Consider the following 18836-nt stretch of genomic DNA (forward strand, 5'->3'; position numbering starts at 1 on the left):
CTTCCCGGTCCTGATCGGCGCGATGACCGGCGGTGCCGAGTTGTCGGGGACCATCAACAGGAATCTGGCCGCGGCCGTGACGGGACGGCGCTCGTGGTTGCTCGCGCTTGCCGCCGTCCTCCTCGGTGGCGTTTTCATGGCGCTGGTCGGCGCCAACGCGGCGGCGGGGCAGGCGCCGCTGTCGGTGCCGACCGGCTCGGACTCGGCGAAAGTCGACGCCATGGCCCGCCAGTTCCCCGGGGGAGACCGGGTCCCGCTGATCCTGGTGGTCAGCCGCGCCGATGGCGCCGCGCTTGATCCCGCCGAAGTCACCGCCGCCCAAGCCGCTCGGGAGCGGATGCAGGCCGCCGCCCCGCCGGGCGGGGCCACCCCAGCGACGCCAGCGCGGGTGTCGGCCGACGGCAAGGCGGCCATCTCGGTGGTGCCGGTCAGCGCCGACCTCTCGGGGCTCGCCCTGACCGATGCGGTCGCCAAGCTGCGCAAGGCCGCCGCCACCGGCCTGCCGGAGCAGCTGGCGGCCCACGTCACCGGCGGCCCGGCGTTCGGCGCCGACATCGCCGGCGCCTTCACCAATGCCAACGTCACCCTGCTCGCCGTGACGGCATCGGTGGTGGCGTTGCTGCTGATCGCCACCTACCGCTCCCCCGTGCTGTGGCTGGTGCCGCTGCTGGTGGTCGGCTTCGCCGACCGGGTCGCGGCGGCGGTGGGCACCGCGGTGGCGCCGCTGACCGGGCTGAGCTTTGACGGGGCCACGTCCGGGATCACCAGCGTGCTGGTCTTCGGGGCGGGCACCAACTACGCGCTGCTGCTGATTTCCCGATACCGGCAGGAGCTTCGGCGCCATCGCGACCATCGAGATGCGCTGCGCCGCGCCGTGCGGATGGCCGGTCCGGCGATCGTCGCCAGCAACGCCACGGTGGTGCTGGCATTGCTCACGTTGCTGTTCGCCTCGACCCCGAGCACCCGCAGCCTGGGCGCGCTGGCGGCCTGCGGGCTGGTGGTCGCGGCGGTGTCCGCCCTGGTGATACTCCCGCCCCTGCTGGCGCTGAGCGGACGGCGATTGTTCTGGCCTTTCATCCCCCGGCCCGAAGGCACCGCCACCGCGGATTCGACGTCCTGGCAACGCATCGGCGAATGGGTGAACCGGCGCCCGGCGCTGGTCGCGGCCGTCGCGATCGCGGGCCTGGTGGCGCTGGCCACCGGCCTGCTCGGCACACGAATCGGCTTGTCGCAGACCGAGCAGTTCCGCGTCCACGCGGATTCGGTGTCCGGTTATGACATCGTCGCGGCGCATTTTCCGGCCGGCCTGGCGAACCCCACGCTCGTCATCGCCCCCACCGAGTCGCCGGTCGCGCAGGCCATCGGGGCGACCCCCGGCGTGGTGTCGGCGAACGAATCGGGCCGCTCCCCGTCGGGCCTGACGAAATGGTCGGTGGTGATCGACGCCCCACCGTCCTCCGACAGGGCATTCGAAATCATTGCCGCACTTCGTGATACGACGAAGTCGGCAAGCCCGTCCGCGCTGGTGGGTGGGGCGGACGCGCAGGCGCTCGACATCCGCGACGCGGCCACCCATGACCGGCATCTGCTGATTCCGGCGATACTCGCGGTCATCCTGGTCGTGCTCTATGCCCTGCTGCGGTCCGCGCTCGCCCCTCCCACACTGCTGACGGCGACGATCCTCGGGGCGCTCGCCGCGCTCGGCATGGGCGGCTGGGCCAGCAGCCACATCTTCGGCTTCCCGGCGCTGGACAACAGCACACCCCTGTTCGCCTTCCTGTTCCTGGCCGCACTCGGCGTGGACTACACCATCTTTCTCGTCACCCGCGCCCGCGAAGAGTCGGCGGAACGTGGCGCACGCGCCGGCATGGTCGCCGCGGTGTCGGCCACCGGCGGCGTCATCACCAGTGCGGGAATAGTTTTGGCCGCCGTCTTCTGCGTGCTCGGCGTGCTGCCGCTGATCGTGCTGACCCAGTTGGGCATCATCGTCGGCCTGGGCATCCTGCTGGACACGTTCGTGGTCCGCACACTGGTCATTCCCGCGCTGTTCGCCCTGATCGGCGACCGCATCTGGTGGCCCTCGGCACCCAGACCCGCCAAAGCCACTGCAGCACAGGCAGAAAACCAACCGGAACGGAGCATGCCTTGAAAACGTCAACCCTCGCCGCCACCAGCCTCGCCGTCGCCGCCGCCGCGGTGACCGGCAGCGTCGCCAACGCCAAGGCCGCTCCGTCCTGGTATGCGCGGCTGCGCAAGCCGCCGTACCAGCCCCCCAACGTGGCCTTTCCGGTGGCATGGACCTCCCTCTACACCGACATCGCGGTCACATCGGCGGAGGCCATCGACCGGTTGCGGGCGGCGGGACGGGAGGACGAGGCGCGCCGCTACGCCGCGGCGCTCGGCGTGAACCTGGTTCTCAACGCCGGATGGAGTTGGCTCTTCTTCGGTTTCCACAAACTGGGCGCGTCGGCGGTCGGCGCCGCCGTGCTGACGGCCAGCAGCGCAGACCTCGCACGGCGGGCGGCGCAGGCCGACGCGCGGGCCGGCCTGGCCCTGTCGGCGTACCCGCTGTGGTGTTCCTTCGCGACCGTCCTGGCCACCCACGTTTGGCGACTGAACCGCTGAATCATGCCGACGCTTTTGTGGTTTCGTCGCGACCTGCGGTTGGGTGACCATCCCGCGCTCAACGCCGCGGCCGACGACGGCGAGGTGCTCGCCTGCTTCGTGCTGGACCCAAAACTCGAGGCGTCCTCGGGCCGGCGCCGGCTGCAGTTTCTCGGCGACTCACTGCGACGATTGCACGACGACCTCGACGGCCGGCTGTTGGTGACCCGCGGGCGGCCCGAAGAGGTGATCCCGCGCATCGCCAAGGAGATCGCCGCATCGGCGGTGCACATCTCCGACGATTTCGCGCCGTACGGGAAGCGCCGTGACGAAAAGGTCCGTGCGGCACTGGATTCGGTCCCACTGGTGGCCACGGGTTCGCCGTATCTGGTCTCGCCGGGCCGCGTCGCGAAGAAGGACGGCTCGCCCTACCAAGTCTTCACACCGTTCTTGCGTCAATGGCGCGAGTCCGGCTGGCGGCCGCCGGCGAAATCGGGTGCCGCGTCGGCCCGCTGGCTCGATCCGGCGCGACTGCGGATCGACCGGGCCGAGATCCCCGATCCCGGCGCCACGCTCGATCTCGAAGCGGGCGAGACCGCGGCGCGCAAGCAATGGAAGTCGTTTGTCGACAACGGGTTACAGCGTTACGCCGAAGAGCGGAACCGCCCCGACCTACCCGGCACCAGCCGCATGTCGGCATACCTGAAGTTCGGCAGCATCCACCCCCGAACCATGGTCGCCGACCTCGATCTCCGTCACGGCGGGGCCCAGGCGTACCTGCGCGAGTTGGCGTTTCGCGATTTCTACGCCGACGTGTTACACCACTGGCCGGCCAGCGCCTGGCACAACTGGAACCGTCAATTCGACGGCATCCCCACCGACAGCGGCGCCGAGGCGAAACGCCGCTTCGAAACCTGGAAGGCCGGCGAGACCGGCTTCCCGATGGTGGACGCGGGAATGCGTCAGCTGCGGGAGACCGGATACATGCACAACCGGGTGCGGATGATCGTCGCCTCCTTCCTGGTGAAAGACCTGCACCTGCCGTGGCAGTGGGGCGCCGAGTGGTTCTTGGATCAATTGGTCGACGGCGACATGGCGAACAACCAGCACGGCTGGCAGTGGTGCGCGGGCTGCGGCACCGACGCCGCGCCGTACTTCCGGGTGTTCAACCCGACCACCCAGGGCGAGAAGTTCGATCCGTCCGGGGATTACATCCGGCGGTGGGTGCCCGAGTTGCGCTCCGTGGACGACGCGCACCTGCGCAAAGGCCAACGGCCGGCGGGCTACCCCGCCGAGATCGTCGACCACGGCGCCGAGCGCGCCGAGGCGCTGCGGCGTTATCAGAGCATCTGACCCGCGGGCCGGGACGCGGGCGCGGCACGGAATTGTCGCGTACGTGAATGTTTGCTCAATCGCCCGCCCCGAAGCTGGTTGGCATGCAATTATCAGCCGATTCACAGTTGTCAAGCCGCTCGGGAGGCGCTACATGACACCCTTCATCGTTCGGACGTTGCTGGCCTCCGGTGCCGCCGCGGGCTTGCTGGCCGGCGTGACCGCCTGTTCGTGTTCCGTCGGTTCGTCGCACTCGGTCAGCAAGAGCGATGTCGCCGGTCAGATCACCTCGAAGTTGACCGACGCCGCCGGCAACAAGCCCGACTCGGTGAACTGTCCGAACGACCTGCCGGCGAAGGTTGGGGCGCAACTCAATTGCGAGATGAAGGTCAAGAACCAGACGTTCAACGTCAACGTGACCGTGACGAGCGTGGACGGCAAGGACGTCAAGTTCGACATGGTCGAGACGGTCGACAAGAACCAGGTCGCCAGCATCATCAGTAACAAGCTGGCCCAGCAGGTGGGCAGAAAGCCCGACTCGGTGACCTGCCCCGACAACCTGAAGGGCGTTCAGGGCGCGACGCTGCGGTGCCAACTCGTCGACGGCACCGACAAATACGGCATCGCGGTGACCGTCACCAACGTCGACGCCGGCGACGTCAACTTCGACTTCAAGGTCGATGACCACCCGGAACCGGCGTCCTAGCGGCGAAGCCGGGCACTGCGGGGTCACCGCCGTCTGATCAGCGAGCGGCCTTCTTGCGCTCGATGTCGGCCAGCGCGGCCGCCAGTTCGGCCCGCTGGGCCGCCGAGCTCTCCCAGGCGAGCTGGCGATTCTTGACCACCTTGGCCGGCGCGCCGACCGCGATGGAGTAGTCGGGGATCACGCCGCGGACCACCGCGTGTGACCCCAGCACGCAGCCGCGCCCGACCGCGGTGCCGCGCAGCACCGTCACCTTCACACCCACCCAGGTGTCGGGCCCGATTCGCACCGGTGACTTCACGATGCCCTGATCCTTGATCGGCAGGGTGATGTCGTCCATCCGATGGTCGAAGTCGCAGACGTAGCACCAGTCCGCCATCAGCACCGAGTCGCCGAGCTCGATGTCGAGGTAGGCGTTGATGACGTTGTCGCGGCCCAGCACCACCTTGTCGCCGAACCGCAGCGAGCCTTCGTGGGCCCGAATGGTGTTCTTGTCGCCGATATGCACCCACCGGCCGATCTCCAGCTGCGCCAGTTCGGGCGTGGCATGAATCTCCACGCCCTTGCCCAGGAACACCATCCCGCGGGTGATGATGTGCGGGTTGGCCAGCTTGAACTTCAGCAGCCGCCAGTAGCGCACCAGGTACCACGGTGTGTATGCGCGGTTGCGCAGCACCCATCGCAGCGAGGCCATCGTGAGGAACTTGGCCTGGCGCGGGTCCCGCAGGTTCGATCCCCGCCAGCGGCGGTGGACCGGTGCGCCCCACATGCTCGTCATGGCCGGACAGCCTAGCGCGCGCTTGCGGCGGCCGAGAACGGCGGGCAATCCGCCGGAGCCGAGTCCGCACGGGTTACCCTCACCTGTACTCACTGGCCGCTCATGCCGAACGCCGTGGAAAAGGATCTGGGATTCGAGGTGCTTGACCGACATCTCCCGCGTGGGCTTCGGCGTTGGTCATCCGCGCTGCTGGCGGCCGGGATCACGGTTGGGCTCGGCGGGTGCGCCAACACCGACTCCTGGGTGGAGGCGTCAGCGTCGGCTGGCTGGCCCGCGCAATACGCCGACGCCGCCAACAGCGGCTACACCGGCACCGACGGCGCCTCCAAGCTTTCGTTGCGGTGGACGCGCTCGGTCAAGGGCAGCCTGGCGGCGGGTCCGGCGCTGAGCGCGCGCGGTTACCTGGCGCTCAACGCGCAGACCCCGGCCGGATGCTCGCTGATGGAATGGGAGAACGACAACAACGGCCGGCAGCGCTGGTGCGTGCGGCTGTTCCAGGGCGGGGGCTTTGCGGGCCCGCTCTTCGACGGGTTCGACAACCTCTACGTCGGCCAGCCCGGCGCCTTCCTTTCCTTTCCGGTGACGCAGTGGACGCGGTGGCGGCAGCCGGTGATCGGAATGCCAACCACCCCAAGGTTTCTCGGGCACGGGCAGCTGCTGGTCGCGACGCACCTGGGCCAAGTGCTGGTTTTCGAGGCCCACCGCGGCGCGGTGGTCGGCAGCCCGATGGATTTGGTGGACGGCGTCGATCCCACCGACGCGACGCGCGGGTTGGCCGATTGCGCGCCGGCCCGGCAGGGCTGCCCGGTGGCCGCCGCGCCCGCCTTCTCGGCGGCCAGCCAGATGGCGGTGCTGGGCGTCTGGCAGCCCGGCGCCCCGGCCGCGGGGCTGGTTGGGCTCAAATACCACCCCGGGCAGACGCCGCTGGTGTCCCGCGAGTGGACGAGCGACGCCGTCGGCGCCGGCGTCATCGCCAGCCCGGTGTTGTCCGCCGACGGGGCGACCGTCTATGTCAACGGTCGGGACCAGCGACTGTGGGCGTTGCGCGCCGCCGACGGAAAGGTGAAATGGTCGGCGCCGCTGGGGTTTCTGGCGCAGACGCCGCCCGCGGTCACCCCGGCGGGCCTGATCGTGTCGGGCGGCGGCCCGGACACCCGGTTGGTGGCGTTCAAGGACGCGGGGGACCACGCGGATCAGGCGTGGCGCCGCGATGACGTCGTCCCGCTGTCGTCGTCGAGCCTGGCCGGCGCCGGCGTCGGCTACACCGTCGTCAGCGCACCCACGACGAACGGCGCACCCGGCATGTCGCTGCTGGTGTTCGACCCCGGCAACGGCCACACGCAGGGCAGTTACCCGCTTCCGGCCGCCACCGGCTATCCGGTCGGTGTGTCTGTCGGCACCGATCGCCGCGTGGCGGCCGCCACCAGCGACGGCCAGGTGTACGGTTTCGCGCCGGCGTGACCGGGACATACTGAGCCCATGTCCGACGACAACGAGATGCAATCCGCGGTCGCCGCGTACTCGAGACGGAGCGAGCGCAGCCTCGCGGTGGACCGCACCGCGACCGTGGCGCTGCTCGCCGCGCAGGCTTTTCTGGTCGCGGTCACGATAGGCCTGCTCAGCATCTACGTCATGGCCACCGACTCGTGCGGCTACCAAAAGTGCGGCGACCCGGCGTGGATCAACCGCGCCATGGTGCTGGGCATCGGCGGCGGCGGCGTTATCTTCGCCGCCGCCCTGTTCGTCGCCGTGCGCCGCCTCGCCCGGCACCGGACCGCCTTCTTCGTGCCGATCATCGGTTGTCTGGCGCAGGTCGCGCTGGCCGCCGGCGCCGTGGCCATGGAGTTTCAGGCCGGCCCCGTCTAGGCGGCGACCCGCCTCGCCCGGCCACACCGCGCTTGCGATCGCCGCTCGCCCAATGGCGACGACCCGCCTCGCCCGGCCACACCGCGCTTGCGATCGCCGCTAAAGGGCCAGCGGGGGGATCGCGCTACGCGGCACCGAGGCCTGGACCGGCCCGGCGAAGGCCGGCAGCATCTCGCCGGGCGCGAAGTAGAAGATCAGGTCGTCGTCGGTGATGGCGAAGTTCTGGTAATGCGTCGAATCGTGTCCCGTCGACGGCAAAATGGCTGCGCCCAAAGGGGTCTGACGTTCCAGGTCCCGCTGCACGATCGGGAAGATGCTGTCCAGCGGCGTGGTGCCCGGCGCGAACAGATTGTCGAAGACGATGGGCTGCTTGGTCCCCAGGTTGTAGTTGAAGGCCTTGTACCAGATCGAGGGGTGCGCCCCGCCGAGATCTTGAAAGAACTTGAGCACCACACTGCGGGTGTTGTGCGGCGGCTGACCCGAGGCGCGTTGCTCGGTGGTGGCTTCCAATTGGTAGGGCTGATCCCGCGACCCGGAACTCTGTGCGACGTTGACGAAGCCGTCCCGGTTCTGCCCGACGTAATCGGCGAGCGCTTGCTCGTCGGGATAGTCGGCGGGGAACACGATGTTCAGCGTGTAGTTGGGGCCGGTCGCGCGCACGCGACACATCTGGCCGTCCTCGACGGTGCCGCCCACGGTGGCGCACGACGGTGGGGCGGCGGCCGCCGGCCAGCCCCACAGGGCCGCCGATGCGAGCACGGCGACCGCTATCAGATAACGCATTCTTCAGTGTCCTTGCAGGTTAGGCGGGGGCTGGGCGCCTGGCAGAGCGATCGCACCAGCCTACCGGGCGCTATCGCGACGGACGGCAGACGAAGGCCGTCGCGCGGCCGGCCCCCCGGGAGCCGATGCGGGTGATGACCACCGATAAGGCCCGGCCGCCGCGCAGCCGCATCCGTCGCCGCAGGGCGTCGGGGTCCACCCGCACACCGCGAACCAGGACCTCCAACGTCCCGCAGTCCAGCGCGGACAGCGCCTGGCGCAGCCGCCGCTCGTCGAACGCCAACTGCTCGAGCACCTCGAACCCCCGGACCGCCGACGGCAACTCATCCCCTGACAGGTAGGCGATGTCGGGGTCGAGTTGCCACAGCCGGTGCCGCGCGCCGTAGTGGCGCACCAGCCCGGCGCGGACCACCGCCCCATCGGGGTCGACGATCCACCGCCCGGCCGGCCGCGCGGGGCAGTCGTCTGGGTCGGCGTCGGTGATCTGCTCGCCGCGATCGAGGACGCTGGCGCGGCGCAGGACGCCGCGCCGGGCCAGTCCGGGAGACCAGAGGCACGCTTCGCGCACAGCGCCGCGGTAGGACGTCACCTCGATTTCGCCGCGGAAGCCGATCCGCTCCAGATCATCGAAATCTATTCCGGGAGAGCACTTTACGACAAGGTCGCGGTCCCGGTAGGTGTCGATCAGGGCGCCGAGCGCCGGCCGGTAATCGTCGAGACGGAAGCGGCGCCGCCCCCCGAGGCGCCGCGCGGGGTCCGCCAGGACGACGGCGTCACGGGTCACCGGAGCCAGCGCGTCGGCGCGGCAGAGCGGGGCCGACTCGCCGAGGTTGTGCCGGGCCATCGCCAGTCGCACCGCGTCGAGGTCGCTGCCGAGCGCCCGCACCCCGAGGGCGCGCAGGGCGGCCACCTCGGTGCCGATCGAGCAGGTGGCGTCGTGCACGACGGATCCGGTCTCGGCGAGCCGCCTGGACCGGTGCAGCGCCACCGGCGCGGCGGTGGCTTGCTGCAGCGCCTCGTCGGTGAACAGCCAGCTCGACGCCGGGTTTTCGGCGCCCAGCCCGCCCAGTTTCTCGGCGGCGCGCCGGCGCAGCAACGTCGTCTCCACCAACACCGCGGCCCGGTCCCCGAATCGGGCGCGCGCCGCGGCGACGTCGGCCACCCGGGTCGCGTCGGTCAGCTCGAGCTCTCCGACCGCCGCCAGGGCGGCGGCACCGGATTCCGATCGCAGGTAACGGACGTCCTCGACGGTGAAGGTGAGGCCGTCACTCAGGAGGGCTTGACCCCGGTGATCATCACGTTGTAGAACCAGCCCTTCGGCGCCACGTGCCGCCACACATTGGCGTCCAGCCAACTCAGCGTCTTCCAGCTGTTGAACGCGAACTTCGCCCAGCCCCAGCCGAGCCGTCCGGGCGGCACCGCGCATTCGAACGTCCGCAGCGGCCAGCCCAGCATGGCAGCGGTGAATTCCACTGTGGCCGTTTGCACTTCGGCGGCGCCGGCGTTGCCCGCCATCCGCTCCAGGTCGCCCGGGTCGAAGGTGTGCAGGTCCACGACCGCCTCCAGCGCCGCGGCCCGGGAGGACTCGTCGAGTTCGGCCTGTGGCCGCCGCCAGCCGTCGAGGCCCGGCAGCTTGGTGACGTTGGTCGCGACGCGCCAGGTCAGGGTGGACAGCGTGCGGGCGTAGGTGTCCCCGACGGTGGTCGGCTCGCCGGCGAACACGAACCGCCCGCCCGGGCGCAGCACCCGGACGACCTCCCGAAGCGCCAGCTCGACGTCGGGGATGTGGTGCAGCACCGCGTGCCCGACGACCAAGTCAAAGGTGTTGTCCTCGTATGGGATTCCCTCGGCGTCGGCGACCCGGCCGTCGATGTCCAGACCCAGCGCCTGCCCGTTGCGGGTGGCGACCTTGACCATCCCGGGTGACAGATCGGTGACCGATCCACGCCGGGCCACCCCGGACTGGATCAGGTTGAGCAGGAAAAACCCGGTGCCGCAGCCCAATTCGAGGGCGCGGTCGTAGGGCAGCTCGCGCTGCACCTCGGCGGGGACGATGGCGTCGAAGCAGTCCCGGGCGTAGTCCACGCAGCGCTGGTCATACGAGATCGACCACTTCTCGTCGTAGGACTCGGCCTCCCAGTCGTGGTAGAGCACCTGGGCCAGCTTGCTGTCGTGGCGGGCCGCCTCCACCTCTTCGGCCGTGGCATGCGGGTTGGGAACGGCATCGGTCGAACTCGTCGTCATGCAGGGCAGCCTAACGGGCCCCGGGTTCGGAGTCCTCGCCACCGGTCTGACCAGCGGCGAACACGTCGACGTAGCGTCGCCGCTCGGCGGCGACCCGGTCGGCCGGACCCAGCTCGAACACGTCGTTGATGCCCGCTTTCGCCGCGGCCAGCGCGTCTCGCGGGCCGTCGAGGAAGCGGCGAGCCCACCCCGCGGCGGCGTCGTAGACGTCATCGGGGGCCACCATCTCGTCGATCAGGCCCAGCGTCAGCGCCTCCTCGGCATCGAAGAACCGGCCGCTGAACACCAGCTCCTTGGCCCGGCTCGCCCCCGCCGCGCGGGTCAGGCGCGCCATGCCGTCGCCGCCCGGAATGAGGCCGGCCAGGATCTCGGTGGCGCCGAACTTCACGTTGTCGCCGCTGACGCGCCAATCCGCGGCCAGCGCCAGGGTGAGCCCGGCGCCCAGCGCGTAGCCCGTGATCGCGGCCACGGTCGGCTTGGGGATGGCCGCCACGGCGTCGATGGCCCGCTGCCGCGCCCGGGCCGCCGTCTCGGCCTCCGGCGCGCTCAGCGTCCGCAGCTCGGGCATGTCGTCGCCGGCGGAAAATATCTCGTGGCCGCCGAACAGGATTACGGCGGCCACGTCGTCACGCTCCCCCAGCTCGCCTGCCGCGGCCACGATCTCCCGGTAAACCTGGCGGGTCATGGCGTTCGTCGGCGGCCGCGACAGCAGCAGCATGGCCAGGCCGGCGTCCCGGGAGCCGTCGCTGACCACGGTGCTGACGAACTCGCTCAATGCCGCCATCCCATCCCGCCGGCCTCGCGCGCCTGGTGGTAGCGGTCGGAGTCGAAGAACTCGAACACCCAGTTGTCGCCCTGGATCTCCAGGTGCGGCTGCACCGTGACGATCTGCCGTTCGACCGCCAGCACTTCCGCGACGGTCCGGCCCGCCAGCGAATCCAGCTGGGTCCACGTCGGCGGCAGCAGGAAACAGCGCCCGGCGGAGAAGTCCTCGATGGCGGCCTGGGGCGTCGTCCAGCCGGCCCGATCGGATTCGGTGTTCTCGCCGTCGGCGCGCTGCCCGGCCGGCAGGGCCCCGACGAAGAAGTAGGTGTCGTACCGGCGGGTGCGCTCGGCTTCGGGGGTGACCCAGTTGGCCCACGGCCGCAGCAGGTCCGAGCGCAGCTCCAGGTTCTCGCGGCGCAGGAAGTCCGCGAACGACAGCGTCCCGTCGGCGAGTTCGCGGCGGGCGTCGGCGTACACCGAGGCGTCGCCCACGATCCCATCCGGGTCGCCCGCCGGCCCGGCGAACAGCACCCCCGACTCCTCGAAAGTCTCCCGGGCAGCGGCGCACACCAGCGCCTCGGCCAGGTCGGGTTCGATGCCGAAGCGCTCCGCCCACCACTGCGGCGGTGGGCCGGCCCAGGCGATATCGGCGTTGCGGTCGCGATCGTCGACGCCGCCGCCGGGGAACACCATCGTGCCCGCGGCGAACTCCATCTTGGCGTGGCGGCGCATCAGGAAGACGGCTAGCCCGGTTTCCAATCCGTCCGGATCGTCGCGGATCAGCATCACGGTCGCCGCCGGCCTCGGGACGAGCGGGGCCTCTTCGGTCGGTGACGTCATAGCGGCCTCCGGTGGGCTGCGCGGGAGCGGACGCGGCGGGCGAAATAGCGGCCGTCGGCGACGTCGAGCGCGATCGACTGGCCGAAGGCGGTGGACAGGTTCTCGGCGGTGAGCACGTCGGTCAGCAACCCGGCCGCGACCACCCTTCCCTCGGACAGCAGCATGCAGTGGCTGAAGCCGGGCGGGATCTCCTCGACGTGGTGGGTGACCAGCACCAGAGCCGGGGCCTCGGGATCGGCCGCCAGGTCGGCCAGCCGCGCCACCAGCTCCTCGCGGCCACCCAGGTCCAGCCCGGCGGCGGGTTCGTCGAGCAACAACAGCTCCGGGTCGGTCATCAGCGCGCGGGCGATCAATACCCGCTTGCGCTCGCCCTCAGACAATGTTCCGTAGCTACGGTCCGCGAGGTGCTCGGCGCCCAGGCTCTCCAGCATGTCGACGGCCCGGCGGTAGTCGACGTCCTCGTAACGCTCGCGCCACCGGCCCAGCACCGCGTAACCGGCTGAGACGACCAGGTCGCGCACTACCTCGTCGGTGGGCACTCGCTGCGCCAGGGCCGAGGAGCTGAGGCCGATCCGGGAGCGCAGCTCCGACACGTCCACCCGGCCCAGCCGCTCGCCGAGCACGAAGGCGACTCCCGACGACGGGTGCTCGGCCGCGGCCGCGATCCGCAGCAGCGACGTCTTGCCGGCCCCGTTGGGGCCCACGATGACCCAGCGCTCGTCGAGCTCGACCGCCCAATCCACCGGTCCGACGAGGCTGTGACCGCCGCGGCGCAGCGACACATTCCTGAAATCGATCAGCAGATCGGGGTCGGCTGCCTCGATCGTTTGGTCGGCTCCACCCTCGGATTCTTGCGAATCCTCGGATTTCACCTCCCGGCTTCCGTTTTCGGGCACTCGCTCATCGTGCCGTACCGCGGCCGTCCGACACCTGCCGGGTCGCCGCTCCGGCGGCCAGACGGAAAATCGCACGAAAGTGGCTGAGATCATGCGATTTTCTGACTGCTCGCGGCGACGCCGAGTTTGATGCGACCGCTACGCCTCGGGCGGGATCTCCACCCGGCGGACCTCGCCCGTCACCGCATCGGCGGCCTCGATTTCGCCGCGCGTCACGCCCAGCAGAAACAGCACCGTGTCAAGGTAGGGGTGGCTCAGCGAGGCGTCGGCCACCTCACGCAGTGCCGGCTTGGCGTTGAACGCCACACCCAGCCCGGCCGCGGCCAGCATGTCGATGTCGTTGGCGCCGTCGCCCACGGCTACCGTCTGCGCCATCGGCACCCCGGCCCGCTCCGCGAAGTCGCGCAACGCCGTAGCCTTGCCGGCGCGGTCGACGATCGGTCCGACGACCCGCCCGGTGAGCTTGCCGTCGACGATCTCCAGCTCGTTGGCGGCCACGTAGTCCAGCATCAGCTCCTCGGCCAACGGCTCGATGATCCCCCGGAAGCCACCGGAAACCACACCGCAGTGAAAACCCAAGCGCCGCAACGTCCGCAGCGTGGTCCGGGCGCCGGGCATCAGCTCCAGTTGCTCGGCGACCTCGTCGATCACGCTGGCGGGCAGGCCCGCCAGGGTTGCCACTCGCTGTTCGAGCGACTGCGCGAAGTCCAGCTCCCCCCGCATGGCCGCCTCGGTGATGGCGGCGACCTTGCCCTCGGCGCCCGCGCGGGCGGCCAGCATCTCGATGACCTCGCCCTGCACCAGCGTCGAGTCCACGTCGAACACGATCAGCCGCTTGGCCCGCCGCTCCAGGGTGTAATCCTCGACCGCCACGTCCACCCGCTCCTCGGCCGACACCTGGTTCAGCGTCGTCCGCAGCGCGGCGTCGGATCCCGGCGGCACCGAGACCCGCAGCTCGAGGCCGGTCACCGGGTAGTCGGAGACACCGCGGATGAGGTCGATGTTCACCCCCAGGCCGGCCACCGCCCGGGCCACCGCGCCGAACGCGCCGGCGGTGATGGGCCGGCCCAGCACGAAGATGGTGTGGGTCGAGGGGTCCCGGATGATCGGCACGTCGTCACTGCGCTCGATGCTGACGTCAAGGCCCACCCCGCGGATGGCCGACTCGACGTCACTGCGCAGGTCGGGGCCGTCGGCGACGTCGGCCGGACAGCACACCAGCACGCCCAGGGTCAGGCGATGCCGAATCACCACCTGTTCGACGTTGAGCAGCTCGACGCCGTGCCGGGAGAGCGCCTCAAACAGGGCCGACGTGACGCCCGGTTGATCCACTCCGGTGACGGTGATCAGCACCGACACCTTCGGTGGTGCATTCACCTGCGGCTACCGCCGCTACTGGTCAGGAGTCGAGCGATCGGCTTCGGTCCGCGGACCGAACCCCTTCGGGGATTCCAGCGCCGTGGCGTGGCGTCCCACGTGCGCCTCGGCGCGCAGCCGCTCCACCATGTGCGGGTAGTGCAGCTCGAAAGCCGGGCGCTCCGAACGGATTCGGGGCAACTCGGTGAAGTTGTGCCGAGGCGGCGGGCAGCTGGTCGCCCACTCCAGGGAGTTGCCGTAACCCCACGGGTCGTCGACGGTCACGACCTCGCCGTAGCGCCAGCTCTTGAAGACGTTCCAGACGAACGGGAACATCGACGCGCCCAGGATGAACGCACCGACCGTCGAGACGATGTTGTACGGCTGGAAGCCGTCCGAGGGCAGGTAGTCGGCGTAGCGACGCGGCATACCCATGTCACCCAGCCAGTGCTGCACCAGGAACGTGGTGTGGAAGCCGATGAACGTCAACCAGAAGTGCAGCTTGCCCAGCCGCTCGTCGAGCAGTCGGCCGGTCATCTTCGGGAACCAGAAGTAAACGCCGGCGAACGTGGCGAACACGATCGTGCCGAACAGCACGTAGTGGAAGTGCGCGACAACGAAGTAGGTGTCGGTGACGTGGAAGTCCAGCGGAGGGCTGGCCAGCATGACGCCGGTCAGGCCGCCCAGCAGGAAGGTCACCAGGAAGCCCACCGAGAACAGCATCGGGGTCTCGAAGGTGATCTGCCCCTTCCACATCGTGCCGATCCAGTTGAAGAACTTGATCCCGGTCGGCACCGCGATCAGATACGTCATGAACGAAAAGAACGGCAGCAGAACGGCTCCGGTGGCGAACATGTGGTGCGCCCACACCGCGACCGACAGCGCCGCGATCGAGAGCGTCGCGTAAACCAACGTGGTGTAGCCGAAGACGGGCTTGCGCGAGAACACCGGGATGATCTCGGTGATGATCCCGAAGAACGGCAGCGCGATGATGTACACCTCGGGATGGCCGAAGAACCAGAACAGGTGCTGCCACAGCAGGACCCCGCCGTTGGCCGCGTCGTAGACGTGGGCCCCCAGATGTCGATCGGCGGCCAGCCCGAACAGCGCGGCGGTCAGGATCGGGAACGCGATCAGGATCAGGATCGACGTCACCATGATGTTCCAGGTGAAGATCGGCATCCGGAACATCGTCATACCGGGCGCGCGCATGCACACCACGGTGGTGATCATGTTGACCGCGCCCAGGATGGTGCCCAGACCGGCGACGATCAGGCCGGTGATCCACAGGTCGCCGCCGGCGCCCGGAGAGTGGACGGCGTCGGAGAGCGGCGTGTAGGCCGTCCAGCCGAAGTCGGCCGCGCCACCGGGGACGATGAAGCCGGCCGACGCGGTCAGACCGCCGAAGAGGAAGAGCCAGAACGAGAAGGCGTTCAGCCGCGGGAACGCCACGTCGGGCGCGCCGATCTGCAGCGGCAGGACCAGGTTGGCGAACCCGAACACGACCGGCGTCGCATACAGCAGCAGCATGATCGTGCCGTGCATGGTGAACAGCTGGTTGTACTGCTCATTGGACAGGAACTGCAGCCCCGGAGCGGCCAGCTCGGTGCGCATCAACAGGGCCATCAGTCCGCCGATGAAGAAGAAGACGAAGCAGGTGACCGTGTACATGATGCCGATCATCTTGTGATCGGTGGTCGTGATCAGTTTGTAGACGAGGTTCCCTTTGGGACCGGTCCGGTCCGGGTACGGGCGAACGGCCTCGAGTTCTCCCAAGGGGGGCGCTTCGGCTGTCAACAGCTTCTCCAAACAGTTAGGACAGGGGCCCAAAAAACAGAGCTGTTACGAATCTTAACCGTCGATCATGCCGACGTCAGGGCTGGTCCTACAAACTGTCGTAAACAGCTCGGCGGTGCGGCGTGTCGTTTCGGCCTGGCGGGCGCGGAGCCCGCGGATGTTAGCGTCTGACGCGTGCTTTTCGGCGTGACCAGAACCGCTTTCCTGCCGTCGGTCGCCGCGCTGGCGACGGCGGTCGCCGTCACGTGCGGCGGCTGCGGATCCGGCAAGCCCGCCACCTCGGCGACGACCCCCGCCCTGGTCACCCCCACCACGCAGATCGCCGGCGCCGGGGTGCTCGGCAACGACCGCCGGCCGGACGATTCGTGCGCGCGGGACGCCGCCGCGGCGGATCCCGGGCCGAAGACGCGACAGGCCCACAACGCGGCCGGCGTCACACCGGACGTGGTGCAGGTCCCGGCGGAGCCGCAGCGCATCGTGGTGCTCTCCGGCGACCAGCTGGACGCCCTGTGTGCGCTCGGCCTGCAGTCGCGGGTGGTCGCCGCCGCCCTGCCGGACGGCTCCCCGAGCCAGCCCGCCTACCTGGGCGCCGCGGTGCGCGGCGTGCCCGGCGTCGGGACCCGCAGCAATCCGGACCTCGCCGGGATCGCGGCACAACACCCCGACCTCATCCTGGGATCGCAGGGGTTGACGCCCAAGTTGTATCCGCAGCTCGCCGCGATCGCCCCCACGGTGTTCACCGCGGCGCCCGGCGCCGCGTGGCAGGACAACCTGCGTGGCGTGGGCGGCGCGACGTCGCGCGGCGGCGCGGTGGACGCGCTGCTCAACGGCTTTTCGCAGCGGGCGAGCGACATCGGCGCCAGGCATGACGCCTCCCATTTCCAGGCGTCCGTCGTGCAGCTGACCACCGACAAGATCCGCGTCTACGGCACCAACAACTTCCCGGCCAGCGTCCTCGGCGCGGTCGGGGTCGACCGGCCGGCCGCCCAACGGTTCACCGACAAGCCGTACATCGAGATCGGCGCCACCGATGACGACCTGGCCAAGAACCCGGACCTGTCCGCCGCCGACGCCGACGTCGTCTACGTGTCGTGTGCGTCACCGGCGGCCGCCCAGCGCGCCGCCACCGTGCTGGACAGCAATCCATGGCGCAAGCTGTCCGCCAATCACGACAACCGCGTCTACGTCGTCAACGACGAGGTCTGGCAGACCGGCGAGGGCCTGATCGCCGCCCGCGGCATCGTCGACGACCTGCGGCTGGTGAACGCCCCGATCAACTAGGGGCCACCGCCAAGTGGCCGCAAAATATTACCTTAGCTAAACTTCTTCAGGACGCATCGAAATCGAAGAGGGATAGCAATGAGCACTGTTTCGGCTTACGCCGCCGCGTCGGCAACCGAACCGTTGACCAAGACCACCATCACCCGCCGCGACCCCGGCCCGCACGACGTGGCGATAGACATCAAATTCGCCGGCATCTGCCACTCGGACATCCACACCGTCAGGGGCGAGTGGGGCGAGCCGCACTACCCGCTGGTCGTCGGCCACGAGATCGCCGGCGTAGTGACCGCCGTCGGCCCCGAAGTCACCAAGCACAAGGTCGGCGACCGCGTCGGCGTGGGCTGCATGGTGGGCTCGTGCCGCGAATGCCGCAGCTGCCGGGCCGGGCTCGAGCAGTACTGCGAACGGGGCATGATCGGCACCTACAACGCCATCGACCGGGACGGCACCGTCACGCAGGGCGGCTACAGCCAGGCGATCGTCGTCGACGAAAACTACGTCCTGCACATCCCCGACTCTCTGCCGCTGGACAAGGCGGCGCCGCTGCTGTGCGCCGGCATCACGCTGTTCTCGCCGCTGCGCCACTGGAAGGCCGGCGAGGGCACCCGGCTGGCGATCATCGGCCTGGGCGGGCTGGGACACATGGGCGTCAAACTGGGGGCCGCGATGGGCGCCCACGTGACCGTGTTGTCGCAGTCGCTGAAGAAGATGGAGGACGGGCTGCGCCTGGGCGCCAGCGAGTACTACGCCACCGCCGATCGCGAAACGTTCCGTAAGTTGCGCGGCAGCTTCGACCTGATCCTCAACACCGTCTCGGCCAACCTGAACCTGGCCGACTATCTGAAGCTGCTCGGCGTCGACGGCACCCTCGTCGAACTCGGCATCCCCGAACACCCCATGGAGGTGCCGGCGTTCGCACTCGCGTTGGCGCGCCGCAGCCTCTCCGGGTCGAACATCGGCGGGATCGCCGAAACCCAGGAGATGCTGGACTTCTGCGCCGAACACGATGTGACGCCCGAAATCGAGCTGATCGAGCCGGATTACATCAACGAGGCGTACGAGCGGGTGCTGGCGAGCGACGTTCGCTACCGCTTCGTCATCGACATCTCGAAGCTATGACGCGACCTCCGACGGCGTGCCGGGTGCGCAGTCACGGGCGATGACCTCGGCCGCCTCAGCGTGCTCGTCGTCGGGAACGACCTCGCTGACGTCGATGCCGGCCAGCGGCCATCCGGCGGCGGCCAACGTGGCGGCCACCCGGATGACATTTTCCTTGCCGGCGTCGAACTGCGTCATGTCCGAGATGAATTCGGCGATCTCGTCGCGATCGATCGGATGATCGATCGTCTCCGGTGACCCTTCCTTGGCGGTGATGTGGCGCACCACCTCGCGAATCTGGTCTTCGGTGAGCGGTGTGCTGCGGAGCAGGGCCATCAGTGGCACGCGGTCCGGGCCGGGAACGCCGTTCGGGTAGCCGACCTGCAGCCAGCGAATCACTGAACGGCAGAAGTGGTGGCGGTGATCCTTCTCAGCGGAGGCGGGTTTCGTCACCAGAACAGTGTCGGGCAGGGGCAGCACCGGCGCTAGCGAG

Annotated in this window: 18 protein-coding genes; 8 read left to right on the top strand and 10 right to left on the bottom strand. The window is 69.5% G+C overall.

Annotation, left to right across the window (positions count from 1 at the left end; genetic code table 11):
- The first annotated feature begins 22 nt into the window (after positions 1-22).
- The 4 genes from A9X03_RS03315 (at position 23) to A9X03_RS03330 (ending at position 4642) form a co-directional block, all read left to right on the top strand.
- Complete coding sequence (locus A9X03_RS03315; protein WP_068259708.1) at positions 23-2149, top strand: MMPL family transporter; 2127 nt, start codon at positions 23-25, stop codon at positions 2147-2149.
- Positions 2146-2625 carry a TspO/MBR family protein gene (locus A9X03_RS03320; protein WP_067751149.1) on the top strand — a complete coding sequence of 160 codons (480 nt, stop codon included), beginning with the start codon at positions 2146-2148 and terminating at the stop codon, positions 2623-2625. Before A9X03_RS03315 ends, A9X03_RS03320 begins: the two co-directional genes overlap by 4 nt.
- Positions 2626-2628: 3 nt before the next feature.
- Entirely contained in the window at positions 2629-3957 is a 1329-nt protein-coding gene (locus A9X03_RS03325; protein ID WP_067751154.1) for a deoxyribodipyrimidine photo-lyase, read from the top strand.
- A gap of 133 nt (positions 3958-4090) precedes the next feature.
- Positions 4091-4642: a DUF4333 domain-containing protein gene (locus tag A9X03_RS03330; protein WP_067751161.1), complete on the top strand. Its 552-nt coding sequence runs from the start codon at positions 4091-4093 to the stop codon at positions 4640-4642.
- Between the two features lie 37 nt (positions 4643-4679).
- On the opposite strand, the gene A9X03_RS03335 is transcribed toward A9X03_RS03330, so the two are convergent.
- Positions 4680-5417: an acyltransferase gene (locus A9X03_RS03335; RefSeq protein WP_067751167.1), complete on the bottom strand. Its 738-nt coding sequence runs from the start codon at positions 5415-5417 to the stop codon at positions 4680-4682.
- 102 nt (positions 5418-5519) lie between these two features.
- Here A9X03_RS03335 and A9X03_RS03340 point away from each other — a divergent pair, with 102 nt between their 5' ends.
- Together A9X03_RS03340 and A9X03_RS03345 are read left to right on the top strand one after the other, a co-directional pair.
- Positions 5520-6878 (top strand): PQQ-binding-like beta-propeller repeat protein, encoded by a 1359-nt coding sequence (locus A9X03_RS03340; RefSeq protein WP_369807399.1) that lies wholly within the window; start codon positions 5520-5522, stop codon positions 6876-6878.
- 18 nt (positions 6879-6896) lie between these two features.
- On the top strand, positions 6897-7283 hold the full coding sequence (locus A9X03_RS03345) for a DUF6264 family protein (RefSeq protein WP_067751173.1): 387 nt from the start codon (positions 6897-6899) through the stop codon (positions 7281-7283).
- A gap of 99 nt (positions 7284-7382) precedes the next feature.
- Here A9X03_RS03345 and A9X03_RS03350 read toward each other — a convergent pair whose 3' ends face one another.
- The 8 genes from A9X03_RS03350 to ctaD form a co-directional block, all read right to left on the bottom strand.
- Complete coding sequence (locus tag A9X03_RS03350) at positions 7383-8066, bottom strand: esterase (RefSeq protein ID WP_067783209.1); 684 nt, start codon at positions 8064-8066, stop codon at positions 7383-7385.
- A 70-nt stretch (positions 8067-8136) separates the two neighbouring features.
- A complete protein-coding gene (locus A9X03_RS03355; RefSeq protein WP_082974415.1) occupies positions 8137-9378 on the bottom strand; it encodes an SAM-dependent methyltransferase in 1242 nt (413 codons plus the stop codon).
- A complete protein-coding gene (locus tag A9X03_RS03360; RefSeq protein ID WP_067751187.1) occupies positions 9336-10310 on the bottom strand; it encodes a class I SAM-dependent methyltransferase in 975 nt (324 codons plus the stop codon). The genes A9X03_RS03355 and A9X03_RS03360 overlap by 43 nt, the downstream gene beginning before the upstream one ends.
- A gap of 10 nt (positions 10311-10320) precedes the next feature.
- Positions 10321-11085: an enoyl-CoA hydratase gene (locus tag A9X03_RS03365; protein ID WP_156669996.1), complete on the bottom strand. Its 765-nt coding sequence runs from the start codon at positions 11083-11085 to the stop codon at positions 10321-10323.
- On the bottom strand, positions 11082-11915 hold the full coding sequence (locus A9X03_RS03370) for an NUDIX hydrolase (RefSeq protein ID WP_067751202.1): 834 nt from the start codon (positions 11913-11915) through the stop codon (positions 11082-11084). Before A9X03_RS03370 ends, A9X03_RS03365 begins: the two co-directional genes overlap by 4 nt.
- Positions 11912-12787, bottom strand: coding sequence for an ABC transporter ATP-binding protein (locus tag A9X03_RS03375; protein WP_369807400.1), 876 nt, complete (start codon positions 12785-12787; stop codon positions 11912-11914). Before A9X03_RS03375 ends, A9X03_RS03370 begins: the two co-directional genes overlap by 4 nt.
- A 162-nt stretch (positions 12788-12949) precedes the next feature.
- Positions 12950-14188, bottom strand: coding sequence for a phosphoserine phosphatase SerB (gene serB / locus A9X03_RS03380; RefSeq protein ID WP_067751206.1), 1239 nt, complete (start codon positions 14186-14188; stop codon positions 12950-12952).
- A 15-nt stretch (positions 14189-14203) separates the two neighbouring features.
- Positions 14204-15964, bottom strand: a complete 1761-nt coding sequence (gene ctaD, locus A9X03_RS03385; protein ID WP_067751283.1) for a cytochrome c oxidase subunit I — start codon at positions 15962-15964, stop codon at positions 14204-14206.
- Positions 15965-16168: 204 nt separating this feature from the next.
- Between ctaD and A9X03_RS03390 the strand changes: the two genes are divergently transcribed.
- Positions 16169-17245, top strand: a complete 1077-nt coding sequence (locus A9X03_RS03390) for an iron-siderophore ABC transporter substrate-binding protein (RefSeq protein ID WP_197499118.1) — start codon at positions 16169-16171, stop codon at positions 17243-17245.
- A 78-nt stretch (positions 17246-17323) separates the two neighbouring features.
- Positions 17324-18364: an NAD(P)-dependent alcohol dehydrogenase gene (locus A9X03_RS03395; RefSeq protein WP_067751216.1), complete on the top strand. Its 1041-nt coding sequence runs from the start codon at positions 17324-17326 to the stop codon at positions 18362-18364.
- Here the strand turns inward: A9X03_RS03395 and A9X03_RS03400 are convergent.
- Positions 18359-18796, bottom strand: a complete 438-nt coding sequence (locus tag A9X03_RS03400; protein ID WP_067751288.1) for a DUF3349 domain-containing protein — start codon at positions 18794-18796, stop codon at positions 18359-18361. The two genes, A9X03_RS03395 and A9X03_RS03400, sit on opposite strands and share 6 nt — an antisense overlap.
- Positions 18797-18836: the final 40 nt, after the last annotated feature.

The organism is Mycobacterium sp. E1715, from assembly GCF_001667625.1.
Classification (GTDB): domain Bacteria; phylum Actinomycetota; class Actinomycetes; order Mycobacteriales; family Mycobacteriaceae; genus Mycobacterium.